The 16,769-nt window shown below is 62.1% G+C and carries 13 protein-coding genes; 1 reads left to right on the top strand and 12 read right to left on the bottom strand.

All coding sequences use genetic code 11. The annotated features are described in order from the left end of the window. From pssA to trxC, 4 genes are all read right to left on the bottom strand, one after another. Positions 1 to 1,356 carry a CDP-diacylglycerol--serine O-phosphatidyltransferase gene (pssA, locus tag ACK3SD_RS13910; RefSeq protein ID WP_481127561.1) on the bottom strand — a complete coding sequence of 452 codons (1,356 nt, stop codon included), beginning with the start codon at positions 1,354 to 1,356 and terminating at the stop codon, positions 1 to 3. Positions 1,357 to 1,482: 126 nt separating this feature from the next. Then, entirely contained in the window at positions 1,483 to 4,146 is a 2,664-nt protein-coding gene (locus ACK3SD_RS13905) for a bifunctional acetate--CoA ligase family protein/GNAT family N-acetyltransferase (protein WP_481125865.1), read from the bottom strand. Positions 4,147 to 4,197: 51 nt separating this feature from the next. Further along, positions 4,198 to 4,881, bottom strand: coding sequence for a tRNA-uridine aminocarboxypropyltransferase (locus ACK3SD_RS13900; RefSeq protein ID WP_481125864.1), 684 nt, complete (start codon positions 4,879 to 4,881; stop codon positions 4,198 to 4,200). A 137-nt stretch (positions 4,882 to 5,018) separates the two neighbouring features. Further along, the gene (trxC, locus tag ACK3SD_RS13895; RefSeq protein WP_137764123.1) at positions 5,019 to 5,447 is read right to left on the bottom strand and encodes a thioredoxin TrxC; all 429 of its coding nucleotides are present in this window, start codon (positions 5,445 to 5,447) and stop codon (positions 5,019 to 5,021) included. A 234-nt stretch (positions 5,448 to 5,681) separates the two neighbouring features. Here trxC and ACK3SD_RS13890 point away from each other — a divergent pair, with 234 nt between their 5' ends. Then, positions 5,682 to 6,803, top strand: a complete 1,122-nt coding sequence (locus tag ACK3SD_RS13890) for a tRNA/rRNA methyltransferase (protein ID WP_137764122.1) — start codon at positions 5,682 to 5,684, stop codon at positions 6,801 to 6,803. A 59-nt stretch (positions 6,804 to 6,862) separates the two neighbouring features. Here the strand turns inward: ACK3SD_RS13890 and emrB are convergent, their stop codons facing one another. The 8 genes from emrB to ACK3SD_RS13850 all read right to left on the bottom strand — a co-directional run bounded on the left by emrB (position 6,863) and on the right by ACK3SD_RS13850 (position 16,762). Next, a complete protein-coding gene (emrB, locus tag ACK3SD_RS13885) occupies positions 6,863 to 8,401 on the bottom strand; it encodes a multidrug efflux MFS transporter permease subunit EmrB (RefSeq protein ID WP_481125863.1) in 1,539 nt (512 codons plus the stop codon). Positions 8,402 to 8,418: 17 nt separating this feature from the next. Continuing rightward, complete coding sequence (gene emrA, locus ACK3SD_RS13880; protein WP_481125862.1) at positions 8,419 to 9,591, bottom strand: multidrug efflux MFS transporter periplasmic adaptor subunit EmrA; 1,173 nt, start codon at positions 9,589 to 9,591, stop codon at positions 8,419 to 8,421. A gap of 214 nt (positions 9,592 to 9,805) precedes the next feature. Beyond that, on the bottom strand, positions 9,806 to 10,330 hold the full coding sequence (gene mprA / locus ACK3SD_RS13875) for a transcriptional repressor MprA (protein ID WP_137764119.1): 525 nt from the start codon (positions 10,328 to 10,330) through the stop codon (positions 9,806 to 9,808). A 583-nt stretch (positions 10,331 to 10,913) separates the two neighbouring features. Beyond that, a complete protein-coding gene (locus tag ACK3SD_RS13870; RefSeq protein ID WP_481125861.1) occupies positions 10,914 to 12,089 on the bottom strand; it encodes an MFS transporter in 1,176 nt (391 codons plus the stop codon). Between the two features lie 110 nt (positions 12,090 to 12,199). After that, positions 12,200 to 13,192: a glycine betaine/L-proline ABC transporter substrate-binding protein ProX gene (gene proX, locus ACK3SD_RS13865; RefSeq protein WP_481125860.1), complete on the bottom strand. Its 993-nt coding sequence runs from the start codon at positions 13,190 to 13,192 to the stop codon at positions 12,200 to 12,202. Between the two features lie 55 nt (positions 13,193 to 13,247). Next, positions 13,248 to 14,426: a glycine betaine/L-proline ABC transporter permease ProW gene (proW, locus tag ACK3SD_RS13860; protein ID WP_137764116.1), complete on the bottom strand. Its 1,179-nt coding sequence runs from the start codon at positions 14,424 to 14,426 to the stop codon at positions 13,248 to 13,250. Beyond that, positions 14,419 to 15,621 (bottom strand): glycine betaine/L-proline ABC transporter ATP-binding protein ProV, encoded by a 1,203-nt coding sequence (gene proV / locus ACK3SD_RS13855; RefSeq protein WP_481125859.1) that lies wholly within the window; start codon positions 15,619 to 15,621, stop codon positions 14,419 to 14,421. Before proV ends, proW begins: the two co-directional genes overlap by 8 nt. Before the next feature lie 415 nt (positions 15,622 to 16,036). Next, entirely contained in the window at positions 16,037 to 16,762 is a 726-nt protein-coding gene (locus tag ACK3SD_RS13850) for a response regulator (RefSeq protein ID WP_481125858.1), read from the bottom strand. Positions 16,763 to 16,769 lie beyond the last annotated feature (7 nt).

The raw sequence follows: 16,769 nt of genomic DNA, 5'->3' as shown, positions 1-16,769 counted from the left end.
TTACAGGATACGGCTAATCAGCCGGTCGATGCGGATACGGCGCAGGCGGCGAATCAGTTTGCGTACTTTCACCGGATATTGCTGGATGCTCTCCAGCTCCAGGTAGGTATTGACCACCGTGGTGTGCTGGCGAATTGTCTCCAGCTCCACGCGGCGCTGCTCGCGCATCTGCTGTTGCGGATCGTGGATCAGCACCGCATTCTCCAGATCGAGCCGCCAGGCGCGCGGGTTGAGGTTATTGCCGGTGATCAGCTGCCACTCCTCATCGACCCACATTCCTTTCAGGTGATAGCTGTTGTCGCCATCTTTCCACAGCCGCACCGTCAACTGGCCGTTATCGACAAAGCGTTGCAGGCGGGTAAGGAAGCGGCGCAGGTTAATCTCATACAGATAGGGCAGGGCACCAATGATCTTGAAGGGCTGATCCTGCGGGATGTAGAAATCGTTGGCCGTCTTGTCCCCGACGATAATCTCCACCTGTTTGCCCTGACGCAGCAGCGCCACCAAATTGCGCACCAGCAGGGTTGGCAGGTTGAAGTAGGGCGTGCAGAGGATCAGGCGCTCATCGGCGCAGGCCATCAAGTGGAAGATGGTTTTGTTCAGCAGGCTCTGTTTGCCCAGCCCAACCAGCGGCGTGACGGCCAGCTCATGGTTGCTGGCGCTGCCAAGGAAATGGTAGCCGGCGGCGCGCAGGCTCTGGCGGAACATGCGCGTCTCGTTCTTGATCTCCGGGCTTTTGGGGCGATCGCTGCGATCCAGCCGTGATACCGCCTGCGCCTTCAGCAGATGCTGATTGATGTAGCCGATCATCGCATCAGCCATCGGCGCATTCTGGATCAGCTGGTAGCGGTCATAGCGATATTTATCGTGCTGATGCAGGTAGACGTCGTTCAGGCTGGCACCGCTATAGATCACCTGATCATCGACGATAAACCCCTTCAGGTGCAGGACACCCAAGGCTTCACGGGTATTGACCGGCACGCCATACACCGGCACGTCAACGCCAGGGTGCTGGCTTGCCAGCTCGCAATACCAGTCGGCGTTGGTATGGCCCGCGGCGGCGCCAATACGCCCGCGCTGGGCGCGATGCCAGTCAACCAGCACGGCGATCTCCAGTTCCGGGCGTGCCTGTTTGGCCTGATAGAGGGCCTCCAGCACACTGCGGCCGCCATCATCATTCTCCAGATAGAGCGCGACCAGGTAGATGCGCCGCGTGGCCTGGGAGATGGCATCCAGTAACGCCACACGGAAATCCGCGGGCGCATAGAGCGTGCGGATGGCGTCAACCGACTGGGGAAGTTTGGGCAATTGTGCAAGGTGTTGTTGATGTTTATTGCGTTTGAATTTAGACAACATCACAGTGCGCTTCTTCTCTCTATAAATAGGGCAATAGTGCCACGGGCGAAAATCATAAACTGTCGAATAGGCGATAATAACATTAGTCACCCCCCGGCGCGCATTTTTTGCCAATCGCCACCCGGATCATATTGATTCTTCGGGTTCTGTCAGCAGCAGGGTCAAATTCACGATCCCCTCCTCCAACAGCACCTCGACACGGAAACCCACCTTTTTTGCCAGTGCGATCATGCCACGGTTGTTTGGCATGGTAATACCGGTCAAGCGTTTCAAGCCGTGATCGGTGGTGTAGGCAATCATCTTGGCGAGCAGCCGTCCGCCCAACCCCAATCCCTTTAAATCTGAACGAACCAGCACCGAAAATTCCGCGTCGATATTGTCTGGATCCGACACCGCACGGGTCACGCCAATGATCTCCTGGCCTTCACTGCCGGGCCGCACCGCAACAAACGCCATCTCCCGATCGTAGTCGATCTGGGTCATATTCGCCAAATCTTCGTGGGTAAACTCATTGATCTCGCTAAAGTAGCGGTAGTAGAGATCTTCCTTGGTTACGCGGCTGATAAAGTGCTTCAGCAGCGGCTCATCTTCGGGCAGGATGGGGCGGAACAGGCAGACGCCGCCATCTTTCAGCACCACCTGCTCCTCCAGCGCGTGGGGGTAGGGGCGGATGGCCAGCCGCGCCTGCGGATCGCCCACAAAGGGCGCGAGCTGCATCGAGACATCCAGCAGGGTGAACTCACTGCCGGAGGCCAACAGCGGGTGGATGTCGAGCCGGCCAATCTGCGGGCAGTCCAGAATCAGGTTGGAAACCTGCACCAGCAGGCGGCTAAGCGCTGGCACGTCCAGCGCCTGTAACGCGCTGCGCCCGCGGATTTTGCCGCCCTTGACCGCCTGCATCACCAGATAGCGCGCCAGCGTCATATTGAGCGGCGGCAGCGCCACCGCGGCCTGCTCCTCTGGCCGCCACTCCACGCCGCCTTCACCCAGCATCACCAGCGGGCCGAACACCGGGTCTTGCTCCACCACGATCCGCAACTCCTGCGCGCCAGCACGGTTGGCCATGCTTTGCACCAGCAGCCCCTGAATGCGTGCCTGTGGGAAGGTGCGCTGTACCCGCTCGAGAATCGCGTCGGCGGCGTGCTGCACTTCCGCGGCACTACGCAGGTAGAGCATCACCCCCTGCACCTCGGACTTGTGCGGAATGTCCGGCGAGCGCAGTTTCAACGCCACCGGATAGCCAATCTGCTCCGCGATGTGCACCGCCTCGGCGCTGTCGCCAGCGATCCAGGTCGGCAGGGTGGAAAGCCCATAGGCGTGCAGGATGGCACGCACCTCATGGGTGTCGAGTTGGGTGGCGCCAGCGGCCAGCGCCTGCTCAATCAGCTGGTGGGCATGGGCGGCGTCAGTGGCCAGCGCCACCGGCAGCGCTGGCGTCTCACGTAGTTGCTTCTGGTTACGCCGGTACTCCACCATATGCATAAAGGCGGTGACCGCGCCCTCAGGCGTACGATAGGTCGGGATGCCAGCCTCGGTAAACAGCCGGCGCGCCTCTTGGGAGGAGTGTTCGCCGCTCCAGTTGGTCAACAGCGTAATGCGTTTGCCGCGCGGATGCTGGCGCAGGGCCTCAATCAGCGTCGCGGCGGTGGTGGTGGCGTGGGCGGCCGCGCTGGGCGCATGGAGCAGCAGCAGCGCGTCATACTCCTGGCTGTCAAGCAGCGCCTGCAACGCCGCTTGGTAGCGGGCAGGGGTGGCGTCATCACGCAGGTCGAGCGGGTTGCCGGGCGCAATCACCGGCGGCAGCGCGGTCGCCAGCGCGCCGAGGGTCGTCTCCTCCAGCGTTGCCAGCTTGCCGTGGCGGCGCAGCAGCTCATCCAACGCCATCGCCGCCGGGGCCGCGCCATTACTGACGATCAGCAGCCGCTCGCCACGCAGTGGCCGCATGTGGCTGAGCGTCTCAACCGCTGAAAAGAGTTCATGGGTATCGCGCACCCGCAGCAGGCCAGCGCGCTGGATGGCGGCATCATAGGCGGCGTCCAGCCCCTGTTGCCCCTGCAACAGCTGTTGCGCCTGTGGGCTGCGGCCGCTCTTGATCACCAGAATCGGTTTATTGCGTGAGGCGCTACGCGAGGCGGAGAGAAAGCGGCGAGCGTCGCTCACCTGTTCGAGGTGGAGCAAAATGGCGCTGGTCTTAACGTCACGCGCCAGAAAATCGAGCAGGTCATCGACATCAATATCGAGGCTGTCGCCGAGCGAAATAAAGTAGGAGAACCCAATGGCACGTTGTTGCGCCCAGTCAAGGATGGTGTTGGCGACGGCGGCGGACTGGGAGATAAAGGCCAGCTTGCCCTTCTGGATCGGCACCGGCGAGAAGCTGGCGTTGAGTTGTTGCCACGGGGCCAGCAGGCCGAGGCTGTTGGGGCCAAGCAACCGCATGGCGAAGCGCTGGGCGCAGGCTTTCAATTCCGCAAATTGCGCCGGGTGGGAGGAGAGGACAATGGCGGTTTTGCACCCCTTGCGCCCGAGGGCCTCCAGCAGCGCCAGATTACGCTCGGCGCGGGTGCAGAGCACCGCCAAATCAGGCGTCAGCGGCAGGCCATCGACGTCGGCATAGGCCAGCACGCCACACACCGCGCGCACCGCTGGCGTCACAGGCAGCACCGGCCCACTGAAGCCGCCCTCCAGCAAATTGCGCATCATCAGGTTGCCGGCGCGCCCCGGTTTGTTGGAGGCGCCGATCACGGCAATCGATTTTGGCCGCAACAGCGCCTCTAATCCGCGTTGGCTCATAAGCCCACTCCTTGCTTGGGTGAGCCAATGATTTTACGCGCAAATCGTGGATTATGTTGTGAGTTCTACCGGACGATGGGGTTTTCCCGCCAGATAGCGCTCGCGGAAGGTGTGGAAGTGCTCGGCCAATTGCTGGGCGGCGGCGGCGTCACCGGCCTGCGCCAGCAGCACGGCGGCCACCTCGGCGGTGCAGTGCTGCTCCGGGCGCTGCGCCTCGCGCAACAGGTAGCGGGAGGTGGAGGGCACGTTCAGCGAGAACATCGGCAGCCCGTTCAGGTAGGGGCTTTTGCGGAACATCTTTTTCGCCTCAGTCCAGGTGCCATCCAGCATGATGAACAGCGGCGGCTTGCCGCCAGCGGGCAGTTCGGTAAACACCTGTCGGCCCGGCTCCGCGTAGGCTTCCGGGAAGATGACGTAGGGCTGGCGCGACGGGTCAGCGACGGCCGCCAGCAGCGCTGGATCGGTCTCCGTGCGCGACCAGACAAAGGCTTCGGTCTCCGGCAGGATGTCAGCGATCAGGCGGCCAGTGTTGCTGGGCTTCAGCGGCTCGGTATCAAACATCACCAGACAGAAACGGCTGCGCGCTGGCTGCGGCACGATGGTGTCGCACAGGCAATTGATCTGGGGCAACAGGCAGGATTGGCAGCGCACCACGCGACAGCCGCGGGCGCGGTAGGGGCGGGTTGAGCGCGCCAGGCGCTCACGGCGCAGGCGTAAAACGGCATTGTCTGGCATGGGGGTTCCGCACTGGGGGCGTAAAGCGCGCTATTCTAAACAACTGCCGCAGCTGGTGCCACCGTGAAACCGGTGGCACCAGCCTAATGCATCAGGCTGATTAACCATTCATGCATTACACTAAGGGGAAATGCGGTTTATTTCGCCACCAGCGCGTCGTCAAGCCACTCTTCAAATGGCGCTTTTGGCATCGCGCCACTCAGCAGATCGACCACCTGTCCCTTATGGAACAGCATGATGGTCGGGATGCTGCGGATACGGAAACGGGCGCTGAGGGCCTGCTCCTGTTCGGTGTTGATCTTCAGGAAACGCATTTTGCCGGCTCGCTCCTGAGCCACCGCCTCAAAGACCGGGGCGAAGTTCAGGCACGGCCCGCACCAGGGCGCCCAGAAGTCGACCACGACGGGCAGGTCGTCCTGCAACAATTTATCCAGGGTTGCGCCGGTCGCGTGGGCCACTTCGCCATCGAACAGCGGATGACCGCAGCGGCCACATTTCGCGCCGTCATCAATGCGGTCTTCAGGCAGGCGGTTGGTTGCCTGGCAGGATGCACATACGGTGTTCATAACAGAGCCTCAATCAGAAGGATGGGTGTCAGCCTGTCGCGCCACACGGCGGGGAAGCTCCCCCTGACGCACAGATGTTGCTGTGATGTTATCAGTATGGGGAGTTTCCCGCCGTTGGACAAAACGATTTGTTCAATGAGTGCAATAGATTTTAGCTTTTGGCGGTTTCGAGTGGTGCACCCGGCCCATATCAGGTAATCTGCGCGCCCAGCGCGTAGGTAGGTGGAGAGAAGAATGAGTGATTCATTAAGTGGTAAAAGCGGCAAAGTCAAAGTGATGTACGTCCGCAGTGAAGATGAGGGCGAATCCCGTAATAAGGATCGCCGTCCAGCCGGCAAGGGGCGCGATGGCGCACGGCCGGAAAATGGTCGCCGTAACGACCGCCGCAGCGAGACGCGCGGCAGTGACGCCCGTGGCGGCAGCGACAACCGCGGTAGTGACAGACGCAATGACACCCGCCGCAACGACCCGAATCGCCCACGCCGCCCGGCACGTGACGATCGTGACGACGGCCCATACAGCTCGCCGTGGAAGACCGTCTCCCGCGGCCCGGCGGATGAGACTACCCCGGATCACGGTGGCATCACCGGCAAGAGCTTCATCGACCCGGAACAGCTGCGCCGCCAGCGCGCCGAAGAGACGCGTGTCTATGGCGAAAACGCCTGTCAGGCACTGTTCGCCAGCCGCCCGGAGGCGATTGTCCGCGCGTGGTTCGTGCAGTCCGTGACCCCGCGTTTCCGCGAGGCGCTGCGCTGGATGGCGGCCAACCGCAAGGCTTACCACGTGGTGGAAGAGGAGGAGCTGGCGAAGGCGTCCGGCACCGAGCACCACGGCGGCGTCTGCTTCCTGATTAAGAAGCGTCAGGGGCTGGCGGCGGAAACCTACCTGGAGACCGCACCGGCGACCGACTGCGTGCTGGCGCTGGAGGATGTCGGCAACCCGCATAACCTCGGCGGCATCATGCGCACCTGTGCCCACTTCGGCATCAACGGCCTGCTGGTGCAGGATCCGGCGCAGCTGGAGTCTGGTGCGGCGGTGCGTACCGCTGAGGGCGGCGCGGAGCATGTGAAGGCGATCAACGCCGATGATTTCCTCGGCGTGCTGGATACCTTCCGCCGCGCGGGTTACACCATCGTCACTACCTCCAGCCACAAGGGCAACCCGCTCTCCAAGGCGACCCTGCCAGCCAAAATGGTGCTGGTGCTGGGTCAGGAGCGCGCTGGCCTCTCTGACAGCGCCTGGCAACAGGGGGACGTCAGCGTCTCCATCGGCGGCACCGGCAATGTCGAGAGCCTGAACGTCTCCGTCGCCACCGGCATCCTGCTGGGCGAGTGGTGGCGCCAGAATCAGGGCTAATCCTCTGATGCTGCAAAGAAAAACGGACGCCTCGGCGTCCGTTTTTTTATGCGTGTCACTCAGTGCGCGCCACCGCCACCACCCGGCCCGGCGCCAAACGGCGGACGGGCAAACCACACCAGCGCCAGCAGCAGGATAAAGATGCAGCCGGAGAGCCAGAAGATCTCATTGGCCGACATAATCAGCCCCTGATTGGTGATCTGCTGCGCCAGATAGGCGGACGCCTGTTGCTGGCTCATGCCGAGCTGCTCAAGCTGCTGGTAGCTCTGCTGCGCCAGCGGATTGTAGGGGTTTACCGACTCGGTCAGGTGCGCATGGTGCATCGCCTCACGGTCGGTCCACATGGTGGTGGTGATGGAGGTGCCGATGGAACCGGCCAGCGTGCGCATAAAGTTCGACAGGCTGGAGGCCGCCGCCAGCCGCTCCGGCGGCAGGCCGGAGAGGGTGATGGTGGTCAGCGGCATGAAGAAGCAGGCTACGGCGAAGCCCTGAATAAACTGCGGCCAGGCCGAGGCCCCGAAGTCCATGCCCGGCTCAAAGGTCCAGGCGCGCCAGAAGAAGCAGACCGCGTACATGATGAAGCTGAAGGTCACCAGCCGCCGCATATCCAGCTTGTGGGCGAAGCGGCCGATAATCGGCGACAGGATCACCGGCAGTATGCCGACCGGCGCGGAGGCCAGCCCAGCCCAGGTGGCGGTGTAGCCGTAGACCTCCTGCAACAGCTGCGGCAACAGCACAATCGCGCCAAAGTAGAGCATGTAGGCGAGGCTGATGCTCAGACAGCCGATGGTAAAGTTGCGCTGCTTGAACAGCGACAGATCGACAATCGGGTGGTCGTCCGTCAGCTCCCAGACAATCAGGAAGGTCAGCGCCACTACCGCCACCACTGTCAGGATGATGATCTCCGGCGAGCTAAACCAATCCAGCTCCTTGCCCCGGTCTAGCATCACCTGCAGGCAGCCGATGCCCACCACCAGCAGCACCAGCCCGACGGTATCAATCGGCTTGATCTCGGTACGCGTCTCGCGGTCGCGCAGCGTCTGCAACGTCAACATCACCACCGCCACGCCAATCGGCACGTTGATGAAGAAGATCCAGCCCCAGTGGTAGTTGTCGCTGATGTAACCGCCAAGGATTGGGCCACAGATGGGCGCGACAATCACCGTCATCGACCAGAGCGCCAGCGCGATGCTGCGCTTCGCGGGTGGGTAGTTGCCCAGCAGCAGGCTCTGTGACAGCGGGATCAGCGGCCCGGCGACGATGCCCTGCACCACGCGGAAGAAGATCAGCATCTCCAGGCTGTTGGAGATACCGCACAGCCAGGAAGCGATGGCGAACATCGCCGTTGACCAGACAAACAGCCGCACCTCGCCGAAGCGCTTTGCCAGCCAGCCGGTGATGGGGATCGAGATGGCGTTCGCCACCCCGAAACTGGTGATCACCCAGGTGCCCTGGGAGTTGGACGCGCCGAGGTTACCGGCGATGGTCGGGATGGCGACGTTGGCGATAGTGGAGTCCAGCACTTGCATAAAGGTCGCCAGCGCCAGCGCGACCGTCATCCAAGCCAGCTGCGCGCCCTCAAGGGGTTTTCTAACCACGCTTACCTCCGCTGGCCTCAGCCGCCATTTGCCTGAATGATGTCAGCGATCAGCTTATCGACCGGTGCCAGATCCAGCGTCAGGGCGTTGGTCTCATACAGCGCCCCCTTGCGTGGCACGGAGGCGAGCATCAGGCCCTGCGGATCGCGGGTATCGACCTTGACCAGCGTGGAGAGGCCGATGCGCAGCGGGTGGTCTGCCACCTGTTTCGGGTCCAGCTCAATCCGCACTGGCAGGCGCTGTACCACCTTGATCCAGTTGCCGGTGGCATTCTGCGCCGGCAGCAGGGAGAAGGCACTGCCGGTGCCCATGTCCAGCCCGACCACCTTGCCCTGATAAACCACGTCATCACCATAGATGTCGCTGACCACGGTGGCCGGCTGGCCGATGCGCATATTGGCGAGCTGTGTCTCTTTGAAGTTGGCATCGACCCACAGGTTGTTGGCGGGCACCACTGCCATCAGCGGCGTATTGGTGGTGATCTGCGCGCCCACCTGCACACTGCGGCGGGAGACATAGCCATCAATCGGCGCGACCACGCGGGTGCGTTGCAGCGCCAGCCAGGCTTCACGCAACTGGGCGGCGGCCTGTTGGATCGCCGGCTGCTGCACCAGCGGGGTAGAGAGGATCATGGCTTGATTGGCGTTGTACTGTTGCTGCGCCACATCCAGCGACGCCTTGGCGCTCGCCACCGCGTCACGGGCGTGTTGCAGCTCCTCACGGCCAATGGCGTTGGCCGCTCCTAGCACCACGCGGCGTTGGTAGTCATTCTCAGCCTGACTCAGCTCGGTCTTGCGCAGGGCAATGGTCGCCTGATATTGCTTGCTGTTGATGATCAGCTGGTGGGTCTGGCGCACGCTGCTGGCCAGTTCGGTCTGGGCGCGCTCAAAGGCCTGCTCGGCGTCAGTGGGGTCGAGGGTCAGCAGCACATCGCCCTTGTGCACCAGATCGGTGTCATCGACGTTGACGCGGGTCACGCTGCCCGTCACCTGCGCCATAATCTGCACCTGATTGCCCGCCACATAGGCGTCATCCGTCTCCTGATAGTGTCGTGCCACCAGATACCAGTAAGCCAGATAGGCCGCGCCGGCCAGCAGGAAAATGATGCCAAGGATCAGCAACGCGCGTTTGCGCGAGCGTTTTTTGGCAGTGGGTTGCTGCGGCTGTTGGCTCTCCGCCTGTGCACTCATGGTTATCTCCACGTTTTTTTTAGTGTTTATACGCGCCACCCTGAGTGGGGGCGCGAGTCCGATCCTTGCCAGTTGCCGGGGGCGGCAACAGAGACCGCCCTGTTACCGGAGCAACAGGGCGGTCAAAGTCATACAATCATTTGCCAGCGTAGCCTGCCTGGTGGCGCATCCCACGCCACACCGCCTGCGGGCCAGACCGGCGCGGAGCCGGCGGTTACAGCGCGGCCGCGTGCTCCTTGACATCCATCTGGTCAAGCCGGCTCAACAGCTTGCGCGTCAGCACCTCCAGTTGCTTCTGTTCGCCCTCGTCCAGCGTGGACCACAGGAAGTGCAGGGCCTGATGCTGAGGCGGCAGCAGTTGACGCAGGAAATCCTCGCCCGCCGGGGTCATGTGTAGGTGCAGGCAGCGGCGATCGTTGTCGCTCTCGCGGCGCTCAATCCAGCCACGTTTCTCCAGCTCATCGGCGATACGGGTGGCATTGGTGCGTGAGGAGCCGAGCGCCGAGCTTAACTCAGAGGGCTGAATGCTGTGGCTCTCCTGCGCATCCAGGGTGATCAACGCCATAAACAGGGTTTCGTTGATGCCTTGGGCCTTGAGCATCTTGTTGCGGTTTTCCAGCAGTTTGCTCTGCATATGCATGCAGAGGCGCGTCAGCAGGATCTCCTGATAGGGAAAATCCTTCTGGCGTTTAGCGCGGAATGCCAGCATCTGTTCAATAGGGGTAAACGAACTGTCCATATAGAGCAACCTCTTTAGTTACAGGCGGTATAGTAACCATAGTTATTAATAAAGTAAACGCTGTGCCAGACGCATGGGCCAAGCTTTAAGTATCGGAGAGAGTGTCACGCGGGACGCACGCGGCGCCGCCAGCGGGCGGTGCCGGCAACCGATGAACCGGCAGGAAACGGTTTCCGCCGGGGCGGTCAGCCAAAAGGGTGGGTACTGCGCTCATTGGTTACATCCTTGGTATCCACGGCAAAGGGTTGGTCTGACAGGCATGGAGGCGCCCCTGCAGGGAGCATCCGGCGCCCGGCAATCACTACACCCGCGTGTCCCGGCCAGCAAGCCGGGGAAAACGGGCATTTTCCGCCAGAGGGCGGGGCATCAGCGCCCCGACAACTCTCTTTCTTCGCAGGCGGCGCTTCCCCGACAGGTGCCACGCGGGCAAGTCGGGGAAGGCCACGAAATTTAACATGTCTTAACAGTGATAACAGGTAGTCAAAATATAATTTATTACGCAAACATTACCAGAGTGTTAATACTGTTAATACCCTTTAAGTCAAATAAATCGCAATTATTACTATTCGCAGGCTAATCAGGTTCAGTGCTTCGCATTGAGCAGCCAATGCAGCAGATTCACCGCCGCGATGCTAGCGCCCACGCCCGCCACCCCAGCCCAGCCAAAGTGTTGGTAAGCACTCGCTGACAACAGTGAACCGGCCGCGCCGCCGATGAAGTAGCTGGTCATGTAGCCGGCGGTCAGGCGGTTACGCGCCTCCGGCAGGGTACGGTAGATCACGCTCTGGTTGGTGATGTGCACCCCCTGGACCGCCAGATCCAGCACCAGAATGCCGACCACCAGCCAGCCCACCGAGACGCTTCCCCAGTAGATTGCCCCCCACGAGAGCAGCAGCAACAGCAGCGCGGCGGTGGTGGTGTGCTTGGCGAACCCTTTGTCCGCCAGGTGGCCAGCGCGGGTCGCGCCCAATGCCCCGGCTGCCCCGGCCAGACCAAACAGCCCAATGGTTCCTTCAGAAAAGTTGAAGGGTGGGCTGGCGAGCAGGAACGCCATGGAGGTCCAGAGAATGCTGAAGTTGGCGAAGGACATCATGCCAATCAGCGCGCGGGTGCGCAGCAGCGGATTGCGCAGGAACAGGGTGAAGATGGAGCCGAGCAGCTGGGCGTAGTTTAGGTCGCTGTGCTGCTTGTAGCGCGGCAGCACGCGCCACAGCACGCCCGCCATGATGAACATCAGCACGCTGGCGATCCAGTAGATGGCGCGCCAGCCGCCGACGCTGGCCACCGCTCCAGCCACGGTGCGCGCCAGCAGAATGCCGAGCAGCAGGCCGCTCATGATGGTGCCAATCACCTTGCCGCGCCGGTGCGGTTCGGCCATGGTGGCCGCCAGCGGCACCAGCACCTGCGCCACCACTGAGAACAGGCCGGTCAGCGCGGTGCCGAACAGCATCAGCGGCAGGGTGGAGGAGGAGGCGGTCACCAACATCCCGGCGGCGGCCAGCAGCATCATCAGCACAATCATGTTGCGGCGTTCGAACTTGTCGCCAAGTGGCACCAAAAACAGCAGGCCGCAGGCGTAGCTGACCTGCGCGACAGTGACAATAAAGCCAGCCTGATTGACCGACAGCGCGAAGTGCTGCGCGATGGTCTCCAACAAGGGCTGGGCATAGTAGTTGCTGGCGACGGCCAGCCCGGTAGCGATGGACATCAGCAGGGTAAGCAGCGGCGTCAGCGTCGCTTTTTTATGTTCTTGTGTCATGGGCGTGCATTGTTCAGAGGAAAGGAGCGGGGATTATTACCCAGAGGGGAGGGGGTGGCAACCAACCAGAAGGCTGAGCACGCCGCCACCGGGGCGGCGTGGGAGTATCATTATTGCGCGGCCGCCGCCTCCTTGACCCAGCCATCAAACAGCGCCTGATGCGCCTGGATCCAGCCGTCGGTCTGGCGCTCGATATCCGCTTCCGAGCTTTGGCCAGCGTGCATCGCCGAGTTCTGCGCGTTGATGTCCTTCAACGGCAGCTTCATGATGGCGAACAGTTTCGCCGCCGCCGGGTTCTTCTCCGCCCACGCGCGGTTGGCGACGATGTGCATGGTGTTCACCTTGAAGCCATAATCCTTGCCGTTCGGCAGCTTGGTACTGCCATTTGGATCGCCCGGCACCACCGAGAAGGGCACCTGCAACCACAGCACGTCACGGCCCGGCACCAGCACATCGCTGACCCAGTAAGGCGTCCAGGTGTAGTAGAGGATCGGCTTGCCCTCTTTATAACGGGTAATGGTGTCCGCCATCATCGCCGCGTAGTTGCCTTGGTTGTGCGTCACGGTATTGGTCAGATCATAGGCCTTGAGTTGGGCATTCAGCGCCGCCTCACAGCCCCAGCCCGGCGTACAGCCAGCCAGATCGGCCTTGCCGTCGCCGTTGGCATCAAACAGCTTGGCAATCTCCGGATCCTTGAGCTGCTCGACATTGGTGATGTGGTGCTGCTCGGCGGTCTTGCGATCGATCAGGTAGCCCTGCGCCGCGCCGCTGACATAGTCACCCTGACGGTAGAACAGCTTATCGCCGCCAGCGGCATCATACATATCATCATGCAGCGGCTGCCAGTTGACGGCCATAAAGGTGGCATCGCCAGCCGCCAGCGTGGTGTAGGCGACGTTGTAGTCCACCTCGCGCGTCTCCTGCACGGTGTAGCCCAGCTTCTCCAGCGCCTTGTTGACCAGCAGGGTCTGGAAGGTCTCCTCACTGATGGTGCTCTGGATCGGCTGGACAGTGACGCCCTTGCCGGGCAGATCGGCGGCGGTGGCGGCGGTGGTCAACAGGGCGCTGCCGAGCGCCAGCACCTGCCATGTGCGTGCTTGCATATCATCTCCTTAATCAGAATTGTTAACCGGCGGGACAGCCCCGCCGGGGAGGGAATCAGGCGTCAGCCCGGCGCAGGAAGGGGCGCGACAGCAGGCCGAGTGGGCCGGTGGCGAACCAGCGGCGCGGGCCTTTGTGGCGGCGGGTGCGGCCGAGGGACTGGGTCAGGCGATCGAGGATGATCGCGAGGATCACGATCCCGACGCCGCCGACCGAGGCCAGCCCCATGTCGAGGCGGCCAATGCCGCGCAGCACCATCTGGCCGAGGCCACCGACGGCGATCATCGAGGCGATCACCACCATCGACAGCGCCAGCATCAGCGTCTGGTTAATGCCAGCCATGATGGTCGGCATCGCCAGCGGCAGCTGCACCTTGAACAGCAGCTGGCGCGGATTGGCGCCGAAGGACTCCGCCGCCTCCACCAGATCGGCCGGCACCTGGTTGATGCCAAGGATGGTCAGGCGCACCACCGGCGGCAGGGCGAAGATGATGGTCACCACCACGCCGGGCACGTTGCCGATGCCGAACAGCATCACGATCGGCACCAGATAGACGAAGGCTGGTGTGGTCTGCATCGCATCCAGCATCGGGCGGATCACCCGGCTGGCACGTGGGCTGCGCGCCAAAAAGATGCCGAGCGGCAGGCCAATCAGCACGCAGAAGAACAGCGCGGTCAGCACCAGCGCCAACGTGACCATTGCCTGTGACCACGCACCGATGGCGCCAATCGCCACCAGCGCTACCAGCGTGGCGGCCCCCATGCCCGCACCGGCGATCTGCCAGGCGATCAGCGCGAACAGCACAATCGCCACCGGTGACGGCAGCCCCTGCAACAGCGCCTGAAAGTGGGTCAGGATGATGTCAATCGGCACCCGGATGCCCTGAAACAGCGGGCGGAAGTGCAGCACCAACCAGTCGATCGCCACCGTCACCCAGTGGTCGAGCGGGATCAGCGTCTGGTGGAACGGGTCGAGCCAGGAAAAGTGCTCCGGCGCGGCCTGCGGCCCGGCGCTCAACCAGTCATTGCCAGCGGCGCTGGCCTGATGGGCGCTCTCCACCGCGCCCTGACTGGCGGCGCTGGCACCGCCGGAGGCGTTGTCCGCTGACCAGGGATCGATGCTCGCGTCGAGCGGGGCGGCAGAGGTGGCCGCATCGGCCTGCCCGCTGCTGGCCCACGGATCGCTCTCGGCCTGCGCCGCCTGGGCGAATTGGGTAATGGTGTCAGGATTACGCATTGGCATTGCCCTCCTTGTCCAGTGCCTGCAACAGCATGGCTTTCGAAATGATGCCGAGGTAGTGGTTCTCCTCCGCCACCACCGGCACCGCACAGGGCGCGGCGGCCACCTGGGCGATCAGCTCGCCGAGCGGCGTATCGGCCGCCACCGGGGTTGGCTCCGGCAGCAGCGCGCTCTCCAGCGAGCGGCCCCCCTTCAGCGCCTCTTTCAGCGAGTCGGTAGAGACCACGCCGACAAAGCGCTGCCCGCGCTCCAGCACGTAGCCGTAGTCACGGTCTTCATCCTCCAGCAGCTTCAGCGCCGAACGCGGGCCAAAGCCGGGGGTGTGGCGCAGCAGCGTCACCGCGCGGCGGCGGGCGATGTCCTTGGCGCTGAAGACGTTGCTGATGTCCACGCCACGGAAGAAGGTGCGCACATAGTCATTGGCTGGGTTGTTGAGGATCTCGTCCGGCGTGCCGACCTGCACCACGATGCCGCCCTGCATGATGGCGATGCGATCGCCGATGCGCATCGCCTCGTCGAGGTCATGGGAGATAAACACGATGGTGCGCTGGTGGCGTGACTGGAGTTTCACCAGCTCATCCTGCATCTCGGTACGGATCAGCGGGTCGAGCGCCGAGAAGGCCTCATCCATCAGCAGCACGTCCGGGTTGTTGGCCAGCGCCCGCGCTAGCCCGACACGCTGGCGCATCCCGCCGGAAAGCTCATCGGGGTAGACGTGGGCGTAGTTCTCTAGCCCCACCTGACGCAGCGCGTCGATCGCCTTCTCCTCGCGCTCCGCCGCGGGCATTCCGGCCAGCTCGAGGCCAAAGGCGGTATTATTCAGCACCGTCAGGTGCGGCATCAGGGCGAAGGATTGGAATACCATACTGATCTTATTCCGCCGCACCTCACGCAGGCGGCTGGCGGATATTTTGGCAATGTTCTCGCCATCGATCAGCACTTCACCGCGGGTCGGTTCGATCAGACGATTGAGAAGGCGTACCAGCGTGGATTTGCCCGAGCCAGAGAGGCCCATAATGACAAAGATCTCGCCTTCTTCAATGGCCAGACTGGCATCCTTGACGCCCAACGTCAGCCCGGTTTTTTCAAATATCTCCTCTTTGCTCTTTCCAGCCTCAATCATTTTGAACGCCCGCTCCGGGTGTTCACCAAATACTTTATACAGGTTCTTCACTTCAAGTTTTATTGCCATGCGATGCTTTTCCTCGCGGGTGGTAATAGAAAATTGGATGTGAAAATTACATGGAATTCATCAATATCGAATATCCGATCCAAAATTTAAACGCTCTATACCCTAGCATAAAGAGAATCCCTGACAACCCTGGGCGGGGGAGGGAAAATAGCTAGCAACCCATTCGCAGAATATTATTCTGTGAATGGGGTGTCGTGAATTTCCCAGTTATTTCCCGTGCGATGATGTGCTATTTACCAATTAATAGGACGTGGTTTCCCCAGCAATAACAATGGCTGCGGCCATAGGGTTGACAAATGGCCGGAAATGCGCCGCCGCAGCTATTTTCAGGACAGGGAGTGGGGGAATTTCCGTGAGGTGAAGTAGGCTAATCGCCGGCAAACAGAATATCTCGCTGTTTGCCGGGCAGATTATTTCACGCTGGCTGGCTGGTTTTGCGGTAGAGACGGCGGGGATGGCCAATCTTGCCGTACTGCATCTCCACCTGCACAAAGCCGCTTTCGACACAAAACTCCAGGTAGCGGCGCGCGGTGGTTTTGCTGATGCCGCTCTGCGCCACCACCTCATCCACCGACCAGGCGACATCCGGCCGGGCGGTGAACAGCCCTTTGACCAGCGCGAGGGTGTTTGGCTCAATCCCCTTCGCGCCCGCGTCATCCGCCGGGCGGCGCGCCTGTAAGTTATAGAGCGCGTCAACGTTGCTCTGGTCAATCACCTTGAAGCTGCGCTGCGCTTGGGTGAACTGCATAAAGCGCTCCAGCGAGTTGCGCAGCCGTTTGTAGGAGATGGGCTTGATCAGGTAGTCAAAGGCCCCGCCACGGATTGCCTGACTACAGGTGTGCATGTCGCTGGCGGCAGTGATAAAGATCACCGAGCACTCGCTGCTCTTGAGCAGCGGCGTCTCCACTAGCTCGATGCCCTGCCCATCGGGCAGGAAGTTGTCCAGCAGCAGCAGGCGCGGGCGGTGGGCGGCGATCAGCCGACGCGCCTCCGCCAGCGAGGCGGCGATGCCCACCACCCGCAGCGCAAAGTTCTGCTCGATAAAGTCGGCGTGCAGCCGCGCCAGCGCGGCCTCATCCTCGACGATCACCACCTCCAGCCGGGAAAAGCCGGGATCGGGCGTCAGGTTCTGTTCCATCATGTGTCCC

This window comes from Chimaeribacter sp. YP20170169, from assembly GCF_056739715.1.
This window is presented reverse-complemented; position numbering and strand designations above follow the sequence as displayed.